This window comes from Ochrobactrum teleogrylli, from assembly GCF_037482325.1.
GTDB classification, from domain to species: Bacteria; Pseudomonadota; Alphaproteobacteria; order Rhizobiales; family Rhizobiaceae; genus Brucella; species Brucella teleogrylli.
On the sequence record NZ_JBBHKQ010000001.1, the window covers coordinates 370,761 to 392,916 of the forward strand.

The following is a 22,156-nucleotide window of genomic DNA, read 5'->3' on the forward strand; positions in this document are numbered from 1 at the left end:
AGGCCCGCGCGAGGGGGCGACGCGGGCCTTCCTTAAACCGGCTTCAATCGGCTTGCTACAAAGCAAATCCCGAAAACCGTACCAGACGTTTCAGGATGTACTCTAGCGGCGATCCGAAATCGCGCATCCGATGGCAACGCCGATCAGAATGCCGAGAATGCCGGCGGTCCCGAACAGCGTGGTCGCCGTTCCGGGATTTTCACGTATCGTCTCCGCCACCACTTGTCCGCGATCGCGCACAGCCTGTGCCGTGTGCCGCAGCCGACCCGATACGTCATCCATTGCGTCTTCCGCACGCTCCCGGAATTCTCCAGACTGGGAGGCAAGCGAGCGGGAAAGACGTTTCAGCTCACCGCGCATATCGGCGATCTGCTTTTCCAAAGCCTGCTGGATATCGTTGGTGGTCTTGTCTTCGGCCATTTGTCGTCTCCGTTGATTGATGCAAGGAAAACGTGCGGAACGCCGTTCGGTTCCATTCGATTTCAGAGCCGGGTGGAGCTTATGGTAAACGGATCATAAACCATTTTAATTTACCAATTTTGAATACAAAGAACTGTCTGGAGCGGGGCCAGAATGTATATCGAAAATGGTGCGCCAATCAGCCGAACCGAACCGGTTTCGGCCCGTATCGTCAAAGCCGCAGCGCTTGCGCAATGCTGCATTGACCAGCAGGAGCCGCAGCAATCTCGTGCCTTCGCTGAAGCAAGCCTGACACTGATGCTCGACGATCCGTCGCCCAAAGTGCGCATTGCCATGGCCGATGTTTTGTCCACCAGCGCGCATTCTCCCTTGCATATCGTTACGGCGCTTGCAGCCGATCAGCCGGAAGTGGCTGGCTATATCATCGCGCGCTCGCCGCTGTTGAGCGAGGCGGACCTTATCGACCGCGTTTCCTTCGGCGCGCCGTTGATCCAGTTGCTGGTCGCGGCCCGTCCGCATGTTTCCATCGCATTGGCCGCTGCCATTGCAGAAGTCGGCTCATTCGAATCGGTGGCCGAACTTCTCCGCAACAGTTGCGCGCGGATTGCGCCGCTGTCATTCCGCCGGATTGCAGAGCGTTGTGGACATGAGCCACAAGTGCGTGAGGCACTGTTGGCGCATCCGCAACTGCCTGCCGATTGCCGTCATTTGCTTGTGGTGAAGGTCGGCGACGCCCTGCGCCAAATGCCGCTGGTCAATCGTCTCCTTGGCGAGAGACGCGCCGCGAAGCTCGTCGGCGATGCGTTCGTGCGGGCGTCCATCGACATAGCCGAAGCTTGCACGCAGCAGGAATTGCCCGCAGTAGTCGAACATCTGCGACTGCGCGGGGAGGTGACGACCGCTTTCATCATCCGTGTTGTCGCGGGCGGTCGCATTGATCTGTTCGCGGCCCTGATGGCGTCGCTGTCCGATCTCGATGAAGAACGCATTTGCTCGATCATTTCGCACGGACGCCCGGCGGCAATGGTCGCTTTGCTGCGATCCGCCGGATTGAGTGATGCTACCCACGCCGCATTGATTGCGGCCATCGAGGCATGGCGCGCTGTTGCCAACGGACGCAGCAAGTTCGGCCCGGTCGAAGTCTCCGCTCTGATGCTTGAAACCACTGGCAAAAGCAGACAACTGGCTGCAAACGACGATCTCTTCGCGTTGCTGCGTTCAATCCATCAGGAATTCATGCGACAGACCGCCCGCGACAGGCTGAGCCTGATGTCGGTGGCCTGATTTGATTTAGGACTGCCGAAAGATGGGCAGTCTGCTCAAAAGATAGCCCGCGGTCGTTCCACAGACAGCACCCACGGCCTTGAAAAGAAAATCCGCCATTTCCCCGTGACGTCCGGGCGCAAGACGCTGCAACAACTCGAATGCACCCGCGCAGCCGACTGTCAGCAGCAAAACAGATAGCCAGTGGCGGGGATAAGCGAGGGCAAACAGCGTGCCCACCAGAAAGAACGCGCCGAAGCGCTCCACATCCGCAGGTTCGCCGCTGATCGGGCGCAGGCTGATCGGGCCGACTGTGACGATGAGAATGGAGGCGAGGACCAGCCACGCAAAAATGCGTAAAAAACGCTTCATGGAAGTATGTCCTCTGTTCGGCTCTATTCTTCGCTGTGATCGCCCTCAGCTTCGTCCTGCCGGGGATCTCCGCATCGCGCATACATACGGTCTGTGACGGATTTTTTCAGATTATTGCCGAACGGCAATTCGTAATGCGAGATGACATCGACGCCCATACACCATTTAACATCGTGCGGCGAGAGGCCGTAATTGGTTTCCAGAAAAGCAGTCACATATTCAACGCCGTCCTCGCAGGTGTCCGTTTTGCAGAACTTGCCGTCGCGCGCGAGCTGGCGAATCGATCCTTCGCCGAGCTTGACCACGAGTGGCTCGATTGCAAATGGAAGCGCACCGCCGATTGCGATGACGATAAGGCCTGCCAATGTGTATTTTATCGAGCGCCGCATAAATTGCCATCATGCTGGTTTCAGGATGGGCTATAACGCACGATCGGCAATATCATGGCAAGAGAGCGCAGCCGCTAATAACTCTATATCGCTGTTTTAATGCGCTTTTCCCATAACGTATCGTACATTTTTCGTGTTCTTCGACTGTTATAAGCCCAAGTTTGCGGCTCCTAAAAGAGTGTCAATATTTTAGGATGTGACGGATTGATATTGACTTTTACGTAAATGCGGTTGCACAATATTCAATCACTCAAGGTGAGGTGCAATGCCGTGGTGCGCGAATATTATACGATTACGGAACTGACGCGGGAATTCGGGATATCAACCCGTACCTTGCGTTTTTACGAGGATGAAGGACTGATCGCGCCTGTGCGGCGTGGCCGGACCCGCTTGTTCCGCCCGTCGGACCGCCACCTTCTCAAGCAGATTCTGCGCGGCAAGCGACTGGGCTTTTCCATCGCCGAGATTCACGAGATCATCCAGATGTATCGCGAGCCGCCCGGCGAGACCGGTCAGCTCAAGCTTTTGATGAAGCGCGTCGAAGAAAAACGTGACGATCTGCGCCAGAAGCGCCGCGATATCGATGAAACCGTCGGCGAACTGGATCAGATCGAAGAAGCTTGCATTGAGCGGTTGGCGGAGCTTGGCGTCAGCACCTGACGCCATCTATTCCGGTTGTGTATCGGGAACAGGCGAACACATATTCGCGATTTCCCGCACCGTACTGTTGTTCTGTTGATCAGCCTTGCCGGTAAAGACGTCATCGAACAGTTGCGCCTTGTCGAGCTCGGTCACGACACAGCCGCAGAACGCCTTGCAAAGCGCTTCGCTGCCGGTTTGCGAACAGGCGGCCACGCAGGACTGCGTGAAGGCTTCTCTTGGCGCTGGTCGCGCAGGCGGCGCGATTTGCGCGAAGACATACACCAGAGAAATAAGTACCGGCTGGTGAATGAGGTAGAAGGCAAGGCTGTGCCTGCCGATAAAAGTGAGCGGCTTTTGCAGAAAGCGGGGCTTGATGCCTCCGGAAAGCAGCGGGAGCAAATTGTAGCGCTCGGCGATGCGCGACGCGGCAATTCCCAACAGAACAGCGCCAAACCATGGAAATAGCGGCACAAAGTCGTTGGACCGTATTGTGACGGTCGAAAGACCGAGGAAAGCCAGTGCCGGATGGTTGAAAATATCGGCTCTGGCAAAATGGGGCGCAGCAATGACCAGGATGGCCGCGCAAAGGGTCACGATCCATGGCAGTCGCAAGAAAAGCAGGCCCAGAACGCTTGCGAGCGCAATTTGATGCAGGATGCCGAAAAAGATGAAGCTTTCCGGTGACATCAAATAGGTGACGCCGGTGATGGCCGCAGCCGCAACGACGATCTGGACAAGACGTATGCCCATTGAACGCCAGCGTATGCCGCGACCATGGGCTAGAACCAGGCTGAACCCAACGAGAAACAGGAAGCTGGAAGCAATGCAGCGCGCGAACAGTTTCCAGCCGCCTTGTGCCGTCGTTGCCGGGGCCATATAGCCGAAAAACTCCAGATCCCAGCCAAAATGATAGATCGCCATGGCGATTAGCGCGATTCCGCGCGCAATATCGATGCGTCCGAGACGAGGACGCGAGGCAGCGGGTGACAGTTCCGTTTCAGCGGTGTTCTGCATGATGCTTTCCGGTTTCGATTCCCCGCAAATCTCTAACACAGGCTGATCCAAGGCTATAGTATCGAGATGCGTGGGATTCGGCCCCGTGTGGATCGGTTCGCTAGGGGTTTCAGAGTGTTCTACAGTTTTTCAAAGCTTTTCTGGCTGTTCTTTCAGCCGCTTACGATCATTTTCCTGTTCGTTTTGCTCGGAATTGTGGCCATATGGGCCGGTTTTCGCAAAACAGGCCTGTCGGTATTGGGACTGGCCGCGCTTATCGTTTTCGTCAGCGCTTTCACAACGCTCGGCGCTCTGTTTCTGGCCCCACTGGAAGACCGCTTTCCGAGAGCTGCTTTGCCGGATAAGGTCGACGGCATTGTCGTTCTGGGCGGTTACATGAATGGCGACATCAATGCGGGACGGCCCGGTTTTGAATTGAACAGCGCGGCTGACCGCATTGTCGAGACGATGCGGCTTGCGCGGCTTTATCCCAATGCGAAGATTATCGTTTCCGGCGGCGAGGGTGCTTTTTTCGAGCAATCCACCAGCGAAGCCGACACAACGCGCGCGCTTCTGGACGATCTCGGCTTTTCCGGAGACCGCTATATCTACGAGAACAAGTCGCGCAATACGGTTGAGAATGCGGTTTTCTCGAAGGAACTGGCTCAGCCCAAAGCGGGAGAAAAGTGGCTGTTGGTGACCTCCGCCTATCACATGCCACGCGCGGTCGGCTGTTTTCGCAAGGCGGGTTTCGACGTGATCGCCTGGCCAGTCGATTACAAGACGCGATTGAACGAAGAATTCTCCATCTATCTGGAGTCGCCCAACGATGCCCTTTCGCGCTTCAGCGTCGCCATGCGCGAGTGGGTGGGACTTGCGGCTTACCGGATTACCGGCAAGACAGATATGTTCCTCCCACAACCCTGATGCCGCATTTTCGCCGCCACTGTAAAGCTTTTGTTAATGAAAAAATTTTGTAAGCTTTTGATACGGAATGGATTTTTAAAGTGCGGTGCTTGCAGTTTTGACAGGTTGCCGCATTTCAGCCGCTTTTCACCGTTGCATTTCGCACTTCACGGGGCTATATGAGCGGTAACAGTGACGTGATCAAAACCACTGTTTGTCAGACCGATACACAATAGGGTTATGAAAAGTTCCATGGACGAAACAGTTCAAAAATCCTGCTGGGGCGTTACGCTCTGGGCAGTCATTGGGCTCGCCGCTATTATTCTCATGGCCTACCTCTTCTCTGTTTGATCGATCAGGCGCTGGGGTCTGAACGATCCGGCAGCAGCGCAGAAACAGAGCTACGCATTCCGGAAAATTGATGCCGCATTTCGGCAATCCGTTTGCGTTATTCCTTTCTTACACTATCTGATATGAATGTACCGCAACGCGTGTTGTATTCGCTCGCGTATACAACCGTCTGGATAGGACGGGCGTTAGGTCAAAGCTTGGTCAGCTCCGTTTAGTCGAAGCTGCAGAAGGTGTGGAATGTTTCTGTCGGTTTTCGATCTCTTCAAGATTGGTATTGGGCCCTCCAGCTCCCATACGATGGGTCCCATGACGGCTGCGCGGATGTTTCTCAATGAGATCATCAGCGGCAACTGGCCACGGCCTGCGCATTCCAAAATCGTTCGCCTGAAGGCGAGCCTGCATGGCTCGCTGGCTTATACCGGCGTCGGTCATGCGACGGACCGCGCCGTCATTCTCGGCCTTTGCGGTTTTCTGCCCGACACGATCGATCCCGATATCATGGATTCGGAAGTAGAAAAGGTTCTGGCGGCCAAGAAAGTGCAGCCGGGAGGCCATCCCGCCTATCAGTTTGATCCGGCGGTCGATCTTGTTCTCGACCGCAAGACGCCGCTCCCCGGCCATGCCAACGGTATGGCGTTTTCCGCTTACGATCACGACGACAATCTTTTGTTGCGTCGTGCTTATTTTTCCATTGGCGGCGGTTTCGTCGTCACAGAGGAAGAATTGAGCCGCGTCCAGCGCAGCGGTGCGAAGCCGGATGACAAGGCCGACGTGCCTTATCCTTTCCGCAATGCCGCTGAAATGCTGGTCATGGCCCATGATAGCGGGCTGTCGATTGCCGAAATGAAGCGCGCCAATGAAGAAGTGCATATGTCGCGTGAGGAACTCGACGCGGGGCTGGATCGCGTCTGGGGCGCCATGCGCGGCTGCATCGAACGCGGATTGAGCCGCGAGGGCATCATGCCCGGCGGGCTGGGCGTTCGTCGTCGGGCACGGCACATTCACGACAAGCTTCAGGATGACTGGCGCAACAATCGCAGCAATCCGTTGCTCGCCAATGACTGGCTGTCGGTCTATGCCATGGCGGTCAACGAGGAAAACGCTTCGGGCGGCAGGGTGGTTACCGCGCCGACCAATGGCGCCGCGGGCGTGGTGCCTGCGGTGCTACGCTATTATCTGCATTTCCACGATGATGCCGACCAGAAGGGCATTCGCGATTTTCTGCTGACGTCGGCAGCCATTGGTGGCGTCATCAAGCACAATGCGTCGATTTCCGGCGCAGAGGTTGGCTGTCAGGGCGAGGTGGGTTCCGCTTCGGCAATGGCGGCAGCGGGGCTTGCCGCTGTTCTCGGCGGTTCGCCGGAGCAGATCGAAAATGCCGCTGAAATCGCGCTCGAGCATCATTTGGGCATGACGTGCGACCCTGTTGCCGGATTGGTTCAGGTGCCTTGCATCGAACGCAATGCGCTGGGTGCGGTGAAGGCGGTGACAGCTGCATCGCTGGCCGTGAAGGGCGATGGCAAACATTTCGTGCCGCTCGATGCCTGTATCGAAACCATGCGTCAGACTGGCCACGATATGAGCGAACGCTACAAGGAAACCAGTCAGGGCGGTCTTGCGGTGAATGTCGTAGCCTGCTGAGTTCTCAACTTTAGGAGAACGCGATTCTTCTTGCTTGAAGCGGTCGCATCCCTTGGTTAAACCGCTTCCATGGCTCTCAATCTCGTCAAGCTTTGTGTCGGTTGCGATAGTATCGAAGATCTCGCAGCCTGGATCGATTTCCGCCTCGCTGAACAGCGGGGCGCGGGGCTTGTGCCCGAACAAACCCACACGACGCGGATGGTGCCGAAACGCATCGACGAGCTTCTGGAGGGCGGTTCGCTCTACTGGGTCATCAAGGGCAATATCCAGTGCCGCCAGCGTTTGCTTGATGTGCGGCCCTTTACGGATGAAGTCGGCATCAGCCGTTGCCATTTCGTGCTGGAACCGAAGATCGTTCCGACGGAATGGCAGCCGCGCCGCGCTTTTCAGGGATGGCGTTATCTGAGCGAGAACGAAGTGCCGCGTGATGAAGCGGCTGGAAAGTCGGGCAGGGCAGCGCTCCCTGCGGAACTGCGTCAGGAGTTGGCAGCACTCGGCCTGCTCTGAGCAATTTTCCCGGAATCAAAAAGGCCCACCAAAAATCGGCGGGCCTTTATTTTATTCAGCTAATTGCCGCTCAGTTTTCAATCGTCACACGAACGGTGATCGTGTTGGAATTGACTGGCAGCGTCATGCGCATCCGGGCACGTGGCTGGGCGATGCGTTTGTTACGAGCGGCATGGCTGACCAGCAGGCCGACGAGATCACGGGTTTGAAACCCCGTGCCGCGACGCACATCGGCAATCCGCAATGCAGCCTGCTTGAGCGTCTGTACCGAGAACAGACCGCCCAGCGAAGGCACACGGTTTTCTTCATGAGACCAAATGGTGGTCTTCAGCGGCGGTACGAATGTGTCTTTCATATTGGACATCTCGAAACCCTCTACGCTTTACAAAATTCGGGTTTGAAGCTGTTGCGAGGAGAAAAAATCCCCTCGCGATTGATCAGTTGGCGACGGCATAGCAGCCGAAGCTCTTCTTCTTGAGAGAAGCACAAGCATCCCATGCAGCCTGCTTCGAGGTGAAGCCGACGAAGCGGGCGCGGTAGAATGTGGCGTTACCCTTGTTGAAGGTTTCCGTGTAGGGCGATGCGCTGCGCAGCGCGCCACCGACAGACGAGGACGCCTTGGCAAGCATGTCGCGGGCCTGACCTTCGCTCGGCAGAGAACCGATCTGGATCGCCCAGCCGCCAGCAGACGGGGCCGATGCGGTGGTGACCGGGTCTACCTCCTGTGCCTGCGCTTGGGCCTGAGCCTGCAGGGTGCCGGATGGGATTTTGGCCTTCGGTGTCGGGCGAATGGCGGCCTGTGCAGCGAGCGCAGCCGGACGGGCTGTTGGAGCGGCCAGTGCAAGCACCTGCGGCTGTTCCGCGTCACCTTCACCGGATTCGTTGTTGATGACTTCGTTGACCGATTCGACACGGGCAACCGGCACAGGCGCTTGTCTCGCCTTCGGCAGATCGACGGCGGCGACAGTCTGCGGAACGTCATTGGTTGCGGCAATGAGAGCGTCGGTACTGCGACCGCGCTTGGCCTGCGGGAGATATTTGTTGATCAGCTGCGCCATATGGGCGTCGCGGCTTGCGCCTGTATTGCCGCCCATGACCACGGCAACGATGCGGCGGCCATCGAGATTGACCGACGAAACGAGGTTGTAGCCGGAAGCATTGGTATAGCCGGTCTTGATGCCGTCGACGCCTTCGATGCGGCCCAGCAGGCGGTTGTGACCGTTGATGGTCTGACCACGATAAACAAAGCTGCGGCGCGAGAAATAGGAGAATTCACGCGGGAAATGCTGACGAAGCGCCATGCCGAGGATAGCCATGTCGCGCGCGGTGGAATGCTGCGCCATGTTCGGCAGGCCTGATGCGTTGCGGAACGTGGTGTTGCGCATGCCGAGACGGCGCGCCTTGGCGGTCATCATCTGGGCAAAGCGCTCTTCCGAACCGCCGATATATTCGCCGACCGCCGCCGCAACGTCATTGGCGGACTTGGTGATCATGGCGAGCGCCGCATCTTCGGCGCGGATGGTCTGGCCCGGGCGGAAGCCGATCTTTGTCGGTGGACGCGAACGGGCATAGGCTGACACGGGGATGGGCGTATCCCTGCTGATCCGTCCGGCCTGCATGGCTTCGAAGAGCATATAGAGCGTCATCATCTTGGTCAGCGAAGCGGGATAGCGCTGCGCGTCGGCGTTTGAAGCAAAAAGCGTCTTGCCCGTATTCGCATCGACCACGATCGCAGCATATCTGTCGCTGGCGGCAATCGCCGGTATCGTGGTGGATGCTGTCGAACAGCCTGTAACGGTCGCGAGAAGAAGTGTAGCTTGCGCCGCTTTTTTCAGGGCATATGCGACTTTACTGAATGCCATACGCACGATGATGACCCTACCTGTATTCCGGAATTTTTAAGCTGCGGCGCAAAAGGCACACAGCAATCTAATTCCACCACCCTAATGTCATCAGCGTTACCAATCCGTTTATGGTAAGCGCGTCGTTCATAATTTTCTGAAAATTTTTGCGGTCACTCGGCCTTGGTCGCAGCTTTGATCACGCATTTATGAAGTTTTTTCGCAGCTGCGCGATGCCCGTTCCGTCAAAAAACAAACGCCACTTTTGGCAGAAAGCTTTAGCAAACGGGGGCTTGACCTATATTAGTTGTGTCAAGGGGCTCGCTGGTAATAAGTCTCGGTTGCAAGTGCCACTGAAGGGCTTAAAATCAGAACGAAAAGACCTACATATTGAGGCAGGGCGGGGTCGGCAGATGGGCATTTGGGTACAGGTTTCATGAGGCATTTCAATACAGTCATGCAAAGCAAGACCGATGGCGGGAACGGGCCGGAAAACGGCACCGTTGTGGTCACGCGCACGCAGCCCAAAACCAAGAAGCCCAGCCTCTACCGTGTCCTGCTACTAAACGACGACTACACCCCCATGGAGTTCGTCGTACATGTCCTGCAGCGTTTTTTCCAAAAAAGCCTTGATGATGCCACGCGCATCATGCTGCATGTTCACAATCACGGTGTCGGTGAATGCGGAGTATTTACATACGAAGTCGCCGAGACCAAAGTGAGCCAGGTCATGGATTTTGCCCGCCAGAATCAGCATCCGCTGCAATGCGTGATGGAGAAAAAGTGAGGTCTTATGCCATCGTTCTCTCCCAGCCTTGAAAGGGCACTGCATCAAGCCCTGACCATCGCAAACGAGCGGCATCACGAATATGCTACGCTCGAACATCTTTTGCTTGCCCTGATCGACGATCAGGATGCCGGCGCAGTGATGCGCGCCTGCAACGTCGATCTGGAGCACCTCAAGCGCGTCGTTACCGATTATATCGACCGCGAACTGGACAATCTCGTCACCGGCTATGACGAGGATTCCAAACCGACGGCCGCTTTCCAACGTGTGATCCAGCGCGCCGTCATTCACGTTCAATCTTCGAATCGCGAGGAAGTTACGGGTGCCAATGTGCTCGTCGCCATCTTTGCGGAACGGGAAAGCCATGCTGCCTATTTCCTTCAGGAGCAGCAGATGACCCGTTACGATGCCGTGAACTATATTTCACACGGCATTTCCAAGCGTCCTCAAAGCGGCGAAACCCGTTCGCCGCGCGGTGCCGAAAGCCCGAGCGAGGAGCAGCGCCCCGGTGGGGAGCAGGAAGAGGGACCGAAGAAGAAGCAGGACGCCCTGTCTGCTTACTGCGTCAACCTCAATGACAAAGCCAAAGCCGGTCGTATCGATCCACTGATTGGTCGCGACAGCGAAATCAGCCGGACGATTCAGGTTCTGTGCCGCCGCTCCAAGAACAACCCGCTTTATGTGGGTGATCCCGGCGTCGGCAAGACGGCCATTGCCGAGGGTCTCGCGAAACGCATTGTGGAAGGACAGGTTCCTGAAGCGCTTGCCGACGCGACGATCTTCTCGCTCGACATGGGCACACTTCTGGCGGGAACGCGCTATCGCGGTGACTTTGAAGAGCGTCTGAAGCAGGTCGTGAAGGAACTCGAAGAGTTTCCGGGTGCGGTTCTGTTCATCGACGAAATCCACACGGTCATCGGTGCCGGTGCGACTTCGGGCGGTGCGATGGATGCATCGAACCTGCTCAAGCCAGCACTGTCGTCCGGCGCAATCCGTTGCATCGGATCGACGACCTATAAGGAATATCGCCAGTTCTTCGAGAAGGACCGCGCGCTTGTGCGTCGTTTCCAGAAGATCGACGTCAATGAGCCGTCGATCCCGGATGCGATTGAAATCATGAAGGGGCTGAAGCCTTACTTCGAGGATTTCCACAAGGTCAAATACACGGTCGACGCCATCAAGTCGGCGGTGGAGCTATCCGCGCGCTATATTTCCGACCGAAAGCTGCCCGATAAGGCGATCGACGTGATCGACGAAACCGGCGCCAGCCAGATGCTGCTGCCGGAAAACAAGCGCAAGAAGACCATCGGCGTGAAGGAAATCGAAGCGACCATCGCGACGATGGCCCGTATCCCGCCGAAGTCCGTCTCGAAGGATGATGAACTCGTCCTGTCGCATCTCGATGCGGAACTGAAGCGTGTCGTCTATGGCCAGGATCTGGCTATCGAAGCGCTGTCGGCCTCGATCAAGCTGGCCCGTGCGGGTCTGCGTGAACCGGACAAGCCAATCGGCTCCTATCTGTTCTCCGGCCCAACCGGCGTCGGCAAGACGGAAGTTGCCAAGCAGCTTGCCGCCTCGCTTGGTGTGGAACTCCTGCGTTTCGACATGTCGGAATATATGGAGCGCCATACGGTTTCGCGGCTTATCGGCGCGCCTCCCGGCTATGTCGGCTTCGATCAGGGCGGTCTTTTGACCGATGGCGTGGACCAGCATCCGCATTGCGTGCTGCTGCTCGACGAAATCGAGAAAGCCCATCCGGACCTTTACAACATTCTGTTGCAGGTCATGGATCATGGCTCGCTGACCGACCATAACGGCAAGAAGATCGATTTCCGCAATGTGATCCTGATCATGACCACCAATGCCGGTGCGTCGGATATGGCCAGAGCGGCAATCGGCTTCGGTTCCACGCGGCGTGAAGGCGACGATATGGAAGCGATCAACCGGCTATTCACGCCGGAGTTCCGCAACCGTCTCGATGCGATCATTCCGTTCGGTCCTCTGCCGGTTCCGGTTATTCATCAGGTTGTGCAGAAGTTCGTTCTTCAACTCGAAGCCCAGCTTGCCGAACGCGGCGTTACCTTCGAACTGACCGAAGGCGCAATCGCATGGCTGGCCGACAAGGGCTATGATGAGCGCATGGGCGCGCGTCCGCTCGGACGTGTCATTCAGGAACACATCAAGAAGCCGCTGGCCGATGAAGTGCTGTTCGGAAAGCTCAAGCATGGCGGTACGGTACGCGTCGATGTGATCACCAAGGCAGACGGCAAGACCGATCTGTCGCTGGAATCCGTCGCCGAGCAGCCGGTGAAGCCGAAGAAGGATATTCCGGCCGAGAAGAAGATTTCTCCGCGCCGGAAGGCCGCGCCGAAGAAGGCTGAAAAGGAAAAGGTTCTGGCCGGTAAGGACGAACCAGCTCCGAAGCCAGCTGCAAAAGCGGCGCCGAAAGCTTCAAGCGCCAAATCGTCGGTGCCGAAAGTGCCGCGCAAGAAATAAATGCATGAACAGACGGCCCCTCTTCGGAGGGGCCGTTTTCGTTTGAAGTTTAAACTTATCGATCCTCGGTCAATTCTATTCTAACGTGGCTTCATGCCAGCGACTCATCTTCCAGATAAGCCTCCACATCAGGACATTGCGCCAGCGCAAAGCGGCCAGCATTTTCGCTGGTTTCTGCGTGGTTGCAGCCGCATTTTCAGCATTCCGGCCATCTTGCTGATGAGTTCGTTTGTCGGCTTTGCCGGGCTTGCGATTGAAAGCGGCATTTCGGTCGGGCAGGCGGTGTTCATGACGCTGACCATCTGGGCACTGCCCGCCAAGGTCGTGCTGATCGGTGCCGTCAGTGCAGGCGCAACACTGCCTGCCGCTGCGCTCGCTGTCGGACTGTCCTCGGTGCGCCTCATGCCGATGGTAGTGGCGCTTCTGCCGGAACTCAAAGGGCCAAAAACGCGTAAGCTGACGCTAGCGGTGCTCTGCCATTTCGTGGCGGTGACGGCCTGGGTCATGGCGATGGAGGAGTTGCGCAATATTCCGCGTGACATGCGCACCAGCTATTTTGCCGGGATCGGCTCGGTTCTGGTTGGAACCAATGCGCTGGTGGTGGCGATTGTCTATATGCTGTCGTCTTCGTTCCCGCCGGTTGTGTTTGCAGCCCTTTTCCTGCTGACGCCAATGTATTTTCTGACCTCGCTCTGGCGGTCGGCGCGCGAACTGGCAGGGCAGGTCGCGATGGCGTCCGGCTTGCTGTTGTTTCCGCTCTTTCACCAGTTCATGCCGGGATATGACCTGCTCTGCACGGGCATTGTGGGTGGCCTGATCGCCTTTGGATTCCACAGAAAGCGCAGCATGACGAAGGAGAAGGCGCTATGAACTGGGACAGTTTTGACAGCCAGTGGTGGCCGTTCGTCTTCATCATTCTGGCGGGATCGCTGCCGACCTATATTTTTCGCGTCATGGGCGTAATCGTCGGCGGGCGAGTCCGCGAGGATTCCGAGTTTCTTGTGCTGGTGCGCTGTGTGGCAACCGCGCTGGTCGCGGGCGTGATTGCACAGCTTATTCTTTATCCGAACGGCGCACTTGCCGATTCGCCGATATGGCTTCGGGTCGGAGCCGCCGGTGCAGGATTTGCCGCCTATCTGATGGCTGGCAAGCGTTTGCTTGTCGGTATCGCGGTTGCGGAAATCCTGCTGATTGCCGGTCTGTTGACGCTCTAAGAGTGAGTCTTATCAGAGCGCTGCGCGGATTTTTTCAGCATTTGCTGAAAGAACGGCTGCGTCTTCCATCTGGCCAGTATGCGGCTTGAGAGCGACGCCTTCAAAACGCGGAATGACGTGGAAATGCAGATGATAGACGGTCTGGCCGGAAGCCGGTTCGTTGAACTGCATGACGGTGACGCCATCGGCATTGAAAGCCTTCTTCACGGCCTGCGCGATTTTCTGCACGGCGGCGATGACGACGGCCAGCTTTTCCGGCTTGGCGTCGAGCAGATTGCGCGACGGCGCCTTCGGCACAACCAGCGTGTGGCCGGTGCCCTGCGGCATGACATCCATGAAAGCGACGACATCGTCGGTTTCGTAGACGCGGGTGGACGGAATTTCACCCCGCAGGATTTTCGCGAAGATGTTGTTGTCGTCATAGGTGGCAGACATGCGATTCTCTCCAATGCTGGACTTTGCCAAATTTGACCGCATAGAGAAGCGTTAGGCAAGCTTCGTGGGGGCAGCTTCGTGGCGGTAGGGTGTGTGTTCCTCCAGTGCCTCATGAATTTGCTCGACCTCGCGCCGTTCCTGAACGAGATAGTCGCTCACCGCATTTCGGAAACTTTCATTGACGATGTAATGCGCGGAATGGGTCGTTACTGGCACATAACCGCGTGCAAGCTTATGTTCGCCCTGCGCGCCTGCCTCCACCACGCGCAGCTTGCGCTCGATGGCGAAGTCGATGGCCTGATGGTAGCAGACCTCGAAATGCAGATAGGGGTGGTCCTCGATGCAACCCCAGTGTCTGCCGAACAGCCTGTCCCCACCGATGAAATTGATGGCACCGGCAATATAGCGTCCGGCGCGTTTTGCCATGACCAGCAGAATATCCTCGGCCATGGTCTGGCCGATCAGCGAATAGAACTTGCGGTTGAGATAAGGGCGGCCCCATTTGCGGCTGCCCGTATCCATATAGAAAGCAAAGAAATCGTCCCAGACCGCTTCCGTCAGGTCGCTGCCGGTCAGCCAGACGATTTCAATGCCATCGGACAGCGCTTCGCGGCGTTCCTTTTTGAGCGCCTTGCGTTTGCGCGAAACAAGTTCACTCAGAAAGTCATCATAATTGGAAAAGCCGTTGTTTATAAAATGAAACTGCTGGTCCGTCCGGTGCAGAAAGCCCGCGCGTTCCAGCGCATTTATTTCGTCGGGCAGGGCAAATGTCACATGCGCCGAGGATACGCCTGCCTGATCGGTTAGCTCGCGCAAACCGCCTGCCAGTGCCAGCCGCACGGCTTCGCCATCATAGGCAATATGGTTGAGAAGGCGCGGCCCGGTTGCGGGCGTGAAGGGAATAGCCGCCTGAAATTTCGGGTAGTAACGCCCGCCAGCCCGCTCGAAAGCATCGGCCCAACCGTGGTCGAACACATATTCGCCCTGGCTGTGTCCTTTCAGATAGTTCGGTACAACGCCGAGCAATTCGCCACGATTGTTTTCAAGACGCAGATGGCGCGGCAACCAACCTGCTTTTCGGGAAACGGAACCCGATTCCTCCAGCGCGGACAGGAAAGCGCGGGTCGTGAAAGGATTATAGTTCGCGTCCTGCCGGGAGGCCCCGGCAAGACTGCCCCATTCGTCTTCCGTAAACTCGCTGATATTTTCAACGATGCGAAGAACGAATCTTTCTTCACTGTGCGGATCTTCGTCGTTCACCGCAAATCCTTTGCTCTCAGGCGACCAGTGAGCGAGGGTCGAACCCTTCGAACGTGATCTGTTCGACATTGAGTTCGCTGTGCTTCTGCATTTCCCGGTCGCGCACTGTCCAGCTGATGACCGGCATATGCAGCTTTTCCCGCACGAAGGTGACGAACGGGTTCGGCAGATGATGCACATTATAGGATACGAAGGAAATGCCATGCGCGAGCATGGAGAAATGCGCTTCGAAATCCTGCGTGCGGGTGCCTTCCGCCGTCAGCCCGCCCGGAATGCCAGGCGCGTCGCTTGCAAAGCGGCGGATCAGGTGATGATCGAACGACATGATGGCCGCTTCGCCCTTATATTCGCCAAGCTCGCGGGCAACGGCTGCGACCAGCCCGTCATCGCGACCTTCGATGCCCTTGAGTTCGATCACCAGCGGAACTCGTCCATCGACCAGATCAAGCATCTGGCGAAGCGTCGGGACGCGCTCGGCAGTGCCGCCGACGTTAAGCGCGGTTGCTTCGGAGAGCGTGAGGTCGCTGATGCGACCCTCGCGACCGGCAAGACGTTGCAGGTCGTCATCATGGAAAACGACCACGCCGCCGTCTTTCGTCAGATGCACGTCGCACTCGATAGCAAAGCCCGCCTTGGCGGCTGCCTCAAACGCAGCGAGCGTGTTTTCCCAGCGGGTTTTGTTCAGATCGTGCAATCCGCGATGCGCCACCGGGCGCTTTGCGAGCCAGTCGATGGAGGACATTATGCAACCTCGATAATCGCTTCGACTTCAACCGGCGCGTTGAGCGGCAGGCTGGCGACGCCGACGGCGGAACGCGCATGTTTGCCAGCATCGCCCAAAACGGCGACGAGCAGATCGGACGCGCCATTGGCAACGAGATGCTGTTCAACGAAATCAGCGGTCGAGGACACAAAAACGGTGATCTTCACGATGCGCTTGATTTTTTCAAGATCGCCGAGCGCAGCCTTGGCCTGTGCCAGAATGTTCACGGCGCAGGCGCGCGCCGCAACCTGGCCATGGGCAACCGTCAATTTGTCGCCAACCTGGCCAGTGTGCACAAGTTTGCCATTTTCCAGCGGCAGCTGGCCCGAAGTGAGCAAAAGCGAGCCTGTTTCAGCAAAGGGGACATAGTTTGCAGCCGGTGCCGCGGCTACGGGCAGGGATATACCCAGGTTTTTCAAGCGGCTTTCGATCGTGTCGGTCATTGCATTAATCCTTGCTTGCAAAGGGACTTCTCCGTCACCCTATAGGCAGAATCGGTGAAGCTTTTTGGGAAGGGTGCGTTTTTTGCCTCGCTTCCGCCACGAGTTTTTTTATCATGCTTGTCAACTCATCGGGAGATTCATGTATGCGTTTTTTGAAGCCGGGTTTTAAAGTGGTTGTTGCTGCAAGTGGAACCGCCGCCTGTGTGTGGGCAGGACTTGCGAGCGTGGCCCAAGCGGCTTCGACGGTAACGCTGGTGCCGCATCGCGCCGTTTACGATTTGACGCTGGACCGCGCCGATGAAAAGTCAGGCATCAGCGGTCTGACTGGGCGCATGGTCTATGAGTTCAACGGATCTGCCTGCGAAGGCTATACGACGAACTTCCGTTTCGTGACCCGCATCGACATGGAAGAGCAGCCGCAGCGCGTCACCGATCAGCAGACGACGACCTTCGAAGGCAGCGACGGCAAGAGCTTCCGCTTCGTCAACAAGACCTTTGTCGACAAGGAACTTGTCAAGGAAGTGCGCGGCGATGCCAAACTTGAAGGTGGCAAGACGGTGGTGGAACTGTCGAAGCCGAAGGAAAACAAGATTGATCTGCGCGGGACGCAATTTCCGACCCAGCATATGGAAGAGCTGATCGGCAAGGCTGAAGCGGGTCAGAAGTTCTATCAGACGTCGCTGTTCGATGCGTCGGAAGACGCCGACCGCGTGGTCGCCACCACAGTCGTTGTCGGCAAGGGGCAGACCCCGTCGGATGATGAAACCAAGTTCATGGGCCCTTTTTCCAAAGACCCGGTCTGGCCGGTGACGATTGCTTATTTCGATGACAAGGAAAAGCAGGACGGGCTGCCGATCTATCGCATCAACTTCAAACTTTACCGCAATGGTATCACGCGCGATCTCACCATGGACTATGGTGACTTCGCCATGCGTGGCAAGCTCGTGAAGCTGGACGTATTCGATGCGGCCAAGGAAAAGGCCAAATCCTGCAATTGAGGATGCCCAGATACGCCGTTTGGCGTTATATTGGCTGGATGACTTGCAATTCATGGCGCGATCGGTTAACAGCGCGCCTATTCCACACACGGGATTGGGCTTTTGCCGGGAGAAATCCGGCAAGAACCTCCGGTGGCGAGCAATCGCCTCAGCCCGTGGAGGTTAAACCGGAAAAGGAAAATAAAGATGGCATTGCCTGATTTCAGCATGCGCCAGCTTCTGGAAGCTGGTGTTCACTTCGGCCACCAGACCCACCGCTGGAACCCGAAGATGGCGCCTTTCATCTATGGCGCTCGTAACAACATCCACATCATGGACCTGTCCCAGACCGTTCCTCTGCTGCACAACGCGCTGAAGATCGTTTCGGACACCGTTGCTCGCGGCGGTCGCGTCCTGTTCGTCGGCACGAAGCGTCAGGCTTCGGACATCATTGCCGATGCAGCAAACCGTTCGGCTCAGTACTACGTCAACGCCCGCTGGCTCGGCGGCATGATGACCAACTGGAAGACGATCTCCAACTCGATCCAGCGTCTGCGCAAGCTCGACGAACTTCTGGCTGGCGAAGGCCAAGGCTTCACCAAGAAGGAACTTCTGAACCTTCAGCGTGAGCGTGAAAAGCTTGACCGCGCACTCGGTGGCATCAAGGACATGGGTTCGGTTCCTGACCTGATCTTCATCATCGACACCAACAAGGAAGCAATTGCTATCCAGGAAGCCAAGCGTCTTGGCATTCCGGTTGTTGCCGTGATCGATTCGAACTGCAATCCGGACCAGATCGACTACCCGATCCCGGGCAACGACGACGCTGCACGCGCTATCTCGCTCTATTGCGATCTGGTTGCACGCGCTGCTCTCGACGGTATTGCTCGCCAGCAGGGCGCAATGGGCATCGACATCGGTGCGCAGGCTGAAGCTCCGGTTGAGCCAGCTCTCGAAGCTCCGGCTGAAGGCGCTTAATCAGCGTTTGATTTCATCCATCCGTCATATCTCTGATAGAGGCGGATGGATAATCTCGTTTCATTCCGGCGCGGACGCGTGATTCCGAAGCACGTTTGACGGTTTTCGGGCAAATTCACGCTTCGTCAAAATGGCGCCGGTTCAAAGTTGGCACACCCATTCGGTGTGCCTTCGCTTTCGTGAAAGGCGACACAATGAGCATTTCCGCATCTCAGGTTAAAGAACTCCGCGAACTGACCGGCGCTGGCATGATGGACTGCAAGGCTGCTCTTGCAGAAACCAACGGCGACATCGAAGCTGCTGTCGATTGGCTGCGCGCCAAGGGCATTGCAAAGGCTGACAAGAAGGCTGGCCGCACGGCTGCTGAAGGTCTGGTTGGCGTTGCATCTTCCGGCAACAAGGCTGTTGTCGTTGAAGTCAACTCCGAAACCGACTTCGTTGCCCGCAACGACGCTTTCCAGGATCTGGTCCGCAAGATCGCTCAGGCTGCCCTGACCACCGACGGTTCGGCTGAAGCTGTGGCCAACGCCAACATCGACGGCAAGACCGTTACCGAAACTGCGAAGGACGCAGTTGCAACCATTGGCGAAAACATTGGTTTCCGTCGTTCGGCTGCTCTGTCCGTTCCGCAGGGTGCAGTTGCAACCTACATCCACAACGGCGTTGCTGACGGTCTCGGCAAGCTCGGCGTTCTGGTTGCTATCGAAACCGCAGGTGACGCAGAAGCTGCAAACGCATTCGGCCGTCAGGTCGCCATGCACGTTGCCGCTATCAACCCGCTCGCTCTGACCGCTGAAGAACTCGACCCGGCTGCTGCCGAGCGCGAAAAGGCGATCTTCATTGAGCAGGCTCGCGAATCCGGCAAGCCGGACAACATCATCGAAAAGATGATCGAAGGCCGTATGCGCAAGTTCTACGAAGAAGTTGTTCTTCTTTCGCAGGCTTTCGTCATCAATCCTGACCTGACGGTTGCAGCTGCCCTCAAGGAAGCTGAAAAGGCCATCGGCGCTCCGGCTAAGATCACCGGCTTTGCCCGTATCGCACTTGGTGAAGGCATCGAAAAGGAAGAAAGCGATTTCGCTGCTGAAGTCGCTGCTGCAGCCAAGGGTTAATCGGCTCTGGTCTTCCTCTGAAAGCGTATTTGCGCTTTCAGAACATGCTTTAGCCTGAAAAGGCTTTTGATTATGAAGGGCATCGCGTGACAACGCGGTGCCCTTCGTGTATCGGAACGCAACACAATCACTTTATTACGATCAGTGGAGAGCATTCCATGTCCGGCAAGCCCGCCTATAAACGCGTCCTTTTGAAAGCCTCGGGCGAGGCATTGATGGGCAGTCAGGGTTTCGGCATCGATGTCTCCGTTGCAGATCGTATCGCCAACGATATCAAACAGGCCCGGCTGCTCGGCGTCGAAGTCGGCGTGGTGATCGGCGGCGGCAATATTTTCCGTGGTGTCGCGGTGGCGTCCAAGGGCGGCGACCGCGTGACGGGTGACCATATGGGTATGCTGGCGACGGTGATCAATTCGCTGGCGCTGCGCACCTCGCTGCACAAGATCGGCGTGGACGCCGTTGTTCTCTCCGCCATAGCAATGCCGGAAATCTGCGAGAGTTTCTCGCAGCGTCAGGCGACGGCCTATATGGACGAGGGCAAAGTGGTGATTTTTGCAGGCGGTACGGGCAATCCGTTCTTCACGACCGATTCAGCGGCAGCGTTGCGCGCCGCAGAAATCGGCGCGGATGCGCTTTTGAAGGGCACGCAGGTGGACGGCATCTATTCGGCTGATCCCAAGAAAGACCCGACCGCGACCCGGTTCGACACGCTCACCCACAAGGAAGTTCTCGATCGCGGACTGGCTGTCATGGATACGGCAGCTGTTGCCCTTGCGCGTGAGAACAACATTCCGATAATAGTCTATTCCATCCATGAAAACGGCGGCTTGGCCGAAATTCTGCAAGGCAAGGGACGTTGCACGATCGTTTCCGATAATTGATCGACACTGATCGTTCACATGCCTTGCTGCGTATCGAAGGAGAATATGCATGAGTGATGCTTTTGACATCAACGACCTGAAACGCCGCATGGAAGGCGCAGTCAATTCTTTGAAGCACGATCTGAACGGTCTTCGTACCGGTCGCGCTTCCGCCAGCCTGCTTGAGCCAATCACCATCGAAGCCTATGGCGCGACGATGCCGATCAATCAGGTTGCCAATATCACGGTTCCGGAATCGCGCATGCTTTCGGTTTCCGTTTGGGACAAGAGCATGGTTGGCGCCGTCGAGCGCGCTATCCGTGATTCCGGTCTGGGCCTCAACCCGATCACCGACGGCATGACACTGCGTATTCCGCTGCCGGAACTGAACGAACAGCGCCGCAAGGAACTGGTCAAGATTGCGCATCAATATGCGGAGCAGGGCCGTATTGCCGCTCGCCATGTGCGTCGCGACGGTATGGATACGCTGAAAAAGCTGGAGAAGGACGGCGACATCAGTCAGGATGACAGCCGCGTTCTGTCCGAAAAGGTGCAGAAGCTGACCGACGACACCATCGCCGAGATGGACAAGGTCGTTGCTGTCAAGGAAGGCGAAATCATGCAGGTCTAGGACCTGTATGACGTTCGTAAAAGGAGAGCCAGGAATGTCCGATCCGCGCCACATCGCCATTATTATGGATGGCAATGGCCGTTGGGCGAAGGCGCGCGGCTTGCCGCGTAGCGCCGGGCATCGTGCTGGCGTGGAAGCGCTGCGCGAAACGGTGCGGGCGGCGGGTGATCGCGGTCTTGGCTTTCTCACGCTTTTTGCGTTTTCTTCCGAAAACTGGTCGCGACCGAGCGGTGAGGTCAATGACCTGCTCGGTCTGCTCAAACTGTTTATCCGTCGCGATCTTGCCGATCTTCATCGTAACAATGTGAAGGTCAGCATCATCGGCGAGCGCGAAGGGCTGACCGACGATATTCGTGGGCTGCTCACCGAAGCAGAAGCGCTGACCCGCCGCAATACCGGTCTCAATCTGGTGATTGCCTTCAATTACGGGTCTCGCGACGAGATCGTCCGTGCAGTCAAGAGCCTGGCGCGCGACGTCGCTGCCGGTCGTCTCGACCCGTCGTCAATTTCCGCCGAGCTGCTCTCGGCAAATCTCGATACCGCTTCCATGCCCGACCCGGACCTCATCATCCGCACCAGTGGCGAGATGCGTCTGTCGAATTTTCTGCTTTGGCAGGCCGCTTATGCGGAATTTCTGTTTCTGCCCGGTCACTGGCCGGATTTCCGTCCGGCCGATCTCGATGCTGCCTATGAAGTGTTCCGTCAGCGTGAGCGCCGCTTTGGTGGTGTGGAGGCGCGGAGCAGTCTTGAAGACGGCCTCGTCGAATGCGAAGAGGGCAGCCGGGCAATGGGGCAATAGGTGCGGCATGACAGATCGTTTCGCAGCCGTGCTTCGTCATTGCTCTGTTCCATCGCATCGCATGCTCTGACGTAGT

25 protein-coding genes are annotated in these 22,156 nt (G+C 57.0%); 15 read left to right on the forward strand and 10 right to left on the reverse strand.

The features are described 5' to 3' along the window. Positions 1-102 precede the first annotated feature (102 nt). Positions 103-420 (reverse strand): ElaB/YgaM/YqjD family protein, encoded by a 318-nt coding sequence (locus WIX40_RS01870; protein WP_109369190.1) that lies wholly within the window; start codon positions 418-420, stop codon positions 103-105. 153 nt (positions 421-573) lie between these two features. Between WIX40_RS01870 and WIX40_RS01875 the strand changes: the two genes are divergently transcribed. After that, on the forward strand, positions 574-1,704 hold the full coding sequence (locus tag WIX40_RS01875; RefSeq protein WP_109369189.1) for a DUF2336 domain-containing protein: 1,131 nt from the start codon (positions 574-576) through the stop codon (positions 1,702-1,704). A gap of 6 nt (positions 1,705-1,710) precedes the next feature. On the opposite strand, the gene WIX40_RS01880 is transcribed toward WIX40_RS01875, so the two are convergent. Then, positions 1,711-2,055 carry a VanZ family protein gene (locus WIX40_RS01880; protein ID WP_121536260.1) on the reverse strand — a complete coding sequence of 115 codons (345 nt, stop codon included), beginning with the start codon at positions 2,053-2,055 and terminating at the stop codon, positions 1,711-1,713. 23 nt (positions 2,056-2,078) lie between these two features. Then, a complete protein-coding gene (locus WIX40_RS01885; protein WP_109369187.1) occupies positions 2,079-2,444 on the reverse strand; it encodes a hypothetical protein in 366 nt (121 codons plus the stop codon). A 273-nt stretch (positions 2,445-2,717) separates the two neighbouring features. Between WIX40_RS01885 and WIX40_RS01890 the strand changes: the two genes are divergently transcribed. Continuing rightward, positions 2,718-3,104 (forward strand): MerR family transcriptional regulator, encoded by a 387-nt coding sequence (locus tag WIX40_RS01890; RefSeq protein WP_078340841.1) that lies wholly within the window; start codon positions 2,718-2,720, stop codon positions 3,102-3,104. 6 nt (positions 3,105-3,110) lie between these two features. Here the strand turns inward: WIX40_RS01890 and WIX40_RS01895 are convergent, their stop codons facing one another. Continuing rightward, on the reverse strand, positions 3,111-4,100 hold the full coding sequence (locus WIX40_RS01895) for a heparan-alpha-glucosaminide N-acetyltransferase (RefSeq protein ID WP_109369186.1): 990 nt from the start codon (positions 4,098-4,100) through the stop codon (positions 3,111-3,113). A gap of 114 nt (positions 4,101-4,214) precedes the next feature. Here WIX40_RS01895 and WIX40_RS01900 point away from each other — a divergent pair, with 114 nt between their 5' ends. The 3 genes from WIX40_RS01900 to WIX40_RS01910 all read left to right on the forward strand — a co-directional run bounded on the left by WIX40_RS01900 (position 4,215) and on the right by WIX40_RS01910 (position 7,484). Beyond that, positions 4,215-5,006 (forward strand): YdcF family protein, encoded by a 792-nt coding sequence (locus WIX40_RS01900; RefSeq protein ID WP_109369185.1) that lies wholly within the window; start codon positions 4,215-4,217, stop codon positions 5,004-5,006. Positions 5,007-5,573: 567 nt separating this feature from the next. Then, positions 5,574-6,977 carry an L-serine ammonia-lyase gene (locus WIX40_RS01905; protein WP_109369184.1) on the forward strand — a complete coding sequence of 468 codons (1,404 nt, stop codon included), beginning with the start codon at positions 5,574-5,576 and terminating at the stop codon, positions 6,975-6,977. A gap of 69 nt (positions 6,978-7,046) precedes the next feature. Then, positions 7,047-7,484, forward strand: a complete 438-nt coding sequence (locus WIX40_RS01910) for a DUF1489 family protein (protein WP_109369183.1) — start codon at positions 7,047-7,049, stop codon at positions 7,482-7,484. Positions 7,485-7,554: 70 nt separating this feature from the next. Here the strand turns inward: WIX40_RS01910 and WIX40_RS01915 are convergent, their stop codons facing one another. Then, a complete protein-coding gene (locus tag WIX40_RS01915) occupies positions 7,555-7,848 on the reverse strand; it encodes a hypothetical protein (protein ID WP_109369182.1) in 294 nt (97 codons plus the stop codon). 73 nt (positions 7,849-7,921) lie between these two features. After that, positions 7,922-9,352: a D-alanyl-D-alanine carboxypeptidase gene (locus WIX40_RS01920; RefSeq protein WP_109369181.1), complete on the reverse strand. Its 1,431-nt coding sequence runs from the start codon at positions 9,350-9,352 to the stop codon at positions 7,922-7,924. A 409-nt stretch (positions 9,353-9,761) separates the two neighbouring features. Between WIX40_RS01920 and clpS the strand changes: the two genes are divergently transcribed. The 4 genes from clpS (at position 9,762) to WIX40_RS01940 (ending at position 13,822) form a co-directional block, all read left to right on the forward strand. Next, complete coding sequence (gene clpS / locus WIX40_RS01925) at positions 9,762-10,112, forward strand: ATP-dependent Clp protease adapter ClpS (protein WP_109369180.1); 351 nt, start codon at positions 9,762-9,764, stop codon at positions 10,110-10,112. A 6-nt stretch (positions 10,113-10,118) separates the two neighbouring features. Then, the gene (gene clpA / locus WIX40_RS01930) at positions 10,119-12,608 is read left to right on the forward strand and encodes an ATP-dependent Clp protease ATP-binding subunit ClpA (protein WP_124916003.1); all 2,490 of its coding nucleotides are present in this window, start codon (positions 10,119-10,121) and stop codon (positions 12,606-12,608) included. A 219-nt stretch (positions 12,609-12,827) separates the two neighbouring features. Next, on the forward strand, positions 12,828-13,478 hold the full coding sequence (locus tag WIX40_RS01935) for an AzlC family ABC transporter permease (protein ID WP_109370248.1): 651 nt from the start codon (positions 12,828-12,830) through the stop codon (positions 13,476-13,478). Continuing rightward, positions 13,475-13,822, forward strand: coding sequence for a branched-chain amino acid transport AzlD family protein (locus WIX40_RS01940; protein ID WP_109369178.1), 348 nt, complete (start codon positions 13,475-13,477; stop codon positions 13,820-13,822). The genes WIX40_RS01935 and WIX40_RS01940 overlap by 4 nt, the downstream gene beginning before the upstream one ends. Before the next feature lie 12 nt (positions 13,823-13,834). On the opposite strand, the gene WIX40_RS01945 is transcribed toward WIX40_RS01940, so the two are convergent. From WIX40_RS01945 to WIX40_RS01960, 4 genes are read right to left on the reverse strand one after another with little or no spacing between them, the layout of a single operon-like run. Further along, positions 13,835-14,257, reverse strand: coding sequence for an HIT family protein (locus WIX40_RS01945; protein ID WP_109369177.1), 423 nt, complete (start codon positions 14,255-14,257; stop codon positions 13,835-13,837). A gap of 51 nt (positions 14,258-14,308) precedes the next feature. After that, a complete protein-coding gene (locus tag WIX40_RS01950) occupies positions 14,309-15,517 on the reverse strand; it encodes a GNAT family N-acetyltransferase (RefSeq protein WP_109369176.1) in 1,209 nt (402 codons plus the stop codon). A gap of 16 nt (positions 15,518-15,533) precedes the next feature. After that, positions 15,534-16,259: a glycerophosphodiester phosphodiesterase gene (locus WIX40_RS01955; RefSeq protein WP_109369175.1), complete on the reverse strand. Its 726-nt coding sequence runs from the start codon at positions 16,257-16,259 to the stop codon at positions 15,534-15,536. After that, complete coding sequence (locus tag WIX40_RS01960) at positions 16,259-16,723, reverse strand: RidA family protein (RefSeq protein ID WP_109369174.1); 465 nt, start codon at positions 16,721-16,723, stop codon at positions 16,259-16,261. The genes WIX40_RS01955 and WIX40_RS01960 overlap by 1 nt, the downstream gene beginning before the upstream one ends. 143 nt (positions 16,724-16,866) lie before the next feature. Between WIX40_RS01960 and eipB the strand changes: the two genes are divergently transcribed. The 6 genes from eipB to WIX40_RS01990 all read left to right on the forward strand — a co-directional run bounded on the left by eipB (position 16,867) and on the right by WIX40_RS01990 (position 22,080). After that, a complete protein-coding gene (gene eipB, locus WIX40_RS01965) occupies positions 16,867-17,721 on the forward strand; it encodes a cell envelope integrity protein EipB (RefSeq protein ID WP_109369173.1) in 855 nt (284 codons plus the stop codon). A 186-nt stretch (positions 17,722-17,907) separates the two neighbouring features. Next, positions 17,908-18,678 carry a 30S ribosomal protein S2 gene (rpsB, locus tag WIX40_RS01970; protein ID WP_339438161.1) on the forward strand — a complete coding sequence of 257 codons (771 nt, stop codon included), beginning with the start codon at positions 17,908-17,910 and terminating at the stop codon, positions 18,676-18,678. A gap of 194 nt (positions 18,679-18,872) precedes the next feature. Beyond that, positions 18,873-19,790: a translation elongation factor Ts gene (gene tsf / locus WIX40_RS01975; protein WP_109369171.1), complete on the forward strand. Its 918-nt coding sequence runs from the start codon at positions 18,873-18,875 to the stop codon at positions 19,788-19,790. A gap of 158 nt (positions 19,791-19,948) precedes the next feature. After that, a complete protein-coding gene (gene pyrH, locus WIX40_RS01980; RefSeq protein ID WP_109369170.1) occupies positions 19,949-20,671 on the forward strand; it encodes a UMP kinase in 723 nt (240 codons plus the stop codon). A 49-nt stretch (positions 20,672-20,720) separates the two neighbouring features. After that, positions 20,721-21,281 carry a ribosome recycling factor gene (gene frr / locus WIX40_RS01985; RefSeq protein WP_078340836.1) on the forward strand — a complete coding sequence of 187 codons (561 nt, stop codon included), beginning with the start codon at positions 20,721-20,723 and terminating at the stop codon, positions 21,279-21,281. Between the two features lie 34 nt (positions 21,282-21,315). Then, positions 21,316-22,080, forward strand: coding sequence for an isoprenyl transferase (locus WIX40_RS01990; RefSeq protein WP_109369169.1), 765 nt, complete (start codon positions 21,316-21,318; stop codon positions 22,078-22,080). Positions 22,081-22,156 lie beyond the last annotated feature (76 nt).

Excerpts from the sequence above, each read along its gene's own strand:
- WIX40_RS01870 (WP_109369190.1), bottom strand. The coding sequence starts at position 420 with ATGGCCGAAGACAAGACCACCAACGATATCCAGCAGGCTTTGGAAAAG.
- WIX40_RS01875 (WP_109369189.1), top strand. The coding sequence starts at position 574 with ATGTATATCGAAAATGGTGCGCCAATCAGCCGAACCGAACCGGTTTCG.
- WIX40_RS01880 (WP_121536260.1), bottom strand. The coding sequence starts at position 2,055 with ATGAAGCGTTTTTTACGCATTTTTGCGTGGCTGGTCCTCGCCTCCATT.
- WIX40_RS01885 (WP_109369187.1), bottom strand. The coding sequence starts at position 2,444 with ATGCGGCGCTCGATAAAATACACATTGGCAGGCCTTATCGTCATCGCA.
- WIX40_RS01895 (WP_109369186.1), bottom strand. The coding sequence starts at position 4,100 with ATGCAGAACACCGCTGAAACGGAACTGTCACCCGCTGCCTCGCGTCCT.
- WIX40_RS01905 (WP_109369184.1), top strand. The coding sequence starts at position 5,574 with ATGTTTCTGTCGGTTTTCGATCTCTTCAAGATTGGTATTGGGCCCTCC.
- WIX40_RS01910 (WP_109369183.1), top strand. The coding sequence starts at position 7,047 with ATGGCTCTCAATCTCGTCAAGCTTTGTGTCGGTTGCGATAGTATCGAA.
- WIX40_RS01915 (WP_109369182.1), bottom strand. The coding sequence starts at position 7,848 with ATGTCCAATATGAAAGACACATTCGTACCGCCGCTGAAGACCACCATT.
- clpS (WP_109369180.1), top strand. The coding sequence starts at position 9,762 with ATGAGGCATTTCAATACAGTCATGCAAAGCAAGACCGATGGCGGGAAC.
- clpA (WP_124916003.1), top strand. The coding sequence starts at position 10,119 with ATGCCATCGTTCTCTCCCAGCCTTGAAAGGGCACTGCATCAAGCCCTG.
- WIX40_RS01935 (WP_109370248.1), top strand. The coding sequence starts at position 12,828 with ATGAGTTCGTTTGTCGGCTTTGCCGGGCTTGCGATTGAAAGCGGCATT.
- WIX40_RS01940 (WP_109369178.1), top strand. The coding sequence starts at position 13,475 with ATGAACTGGGACAGTTTTGACAGCCAGTGGTGGCCGTTCGTCTTCATC.
- WIX40_RS01945 (WP_109369177.1), bottom strand. The coding sequence starts at position 14,257 with ATGTCTGCCACCTATGACGACAACAACATCTTCGCGAAAATCCTGCGG.
- WIX40_RS01955 (WP_109369175.1), bottom strand. The coding sequence starts at position 16,259 with ATGTCCTCCATCGACTGGCTCGCAAAGCGCCCGGTGGCGCATCGCGGA.
- WIX40_RS01960 (WP_109369174.1), bottom strand. The coding sequence starts at position 16,723 with ATGACCGACACGATCGAAAGCCGCTTGAAAAACCTGGGTATATCCCTG.
- eipB (WP_109369173.1), top strand. The coding sequence starts at position 16,867 with ATGCGTTTTTTGAAGCCGGGTTTTAAAGTGGTTGTTGCTGCAAGTGGA.
- rpsB (WP_339438161.1), top strand. The coding sequence starts at position 17,908 with ATGGCATTGCCTGATTTCAGCATGCGCCAGCTTCTGGAAGCTGGTGTT.
- tsf (WP_109369171.1), top strand. The coding sequence starts at position 18,873 with ATGAGCATTTCCGCATCTCAGGTTAAAGAACTCCGCGAACTGACCGGC.
- pyrH (WP_109369170.1), top strand. The coding sequence starts at position 19,949 with ATGTCCGGCAAGCCCGCCTATAAACGCGTCCTTTTGAAAGCCTCGGGC.
- frr (WP_078340836.1), top strand. The coding sequence starts at position 20,721 with ATGAGTGATGCTTTTGACATCAACGACCTGAAACGCCGCATGGAAGGC.
- WIX40_RS01990 (WP_109369169.1), top strand. The coding sequence starts at position 21,316 with ATGTCCGATCCGCGCCACATCGCCATTATTATGGATGGCAATGGCCGT.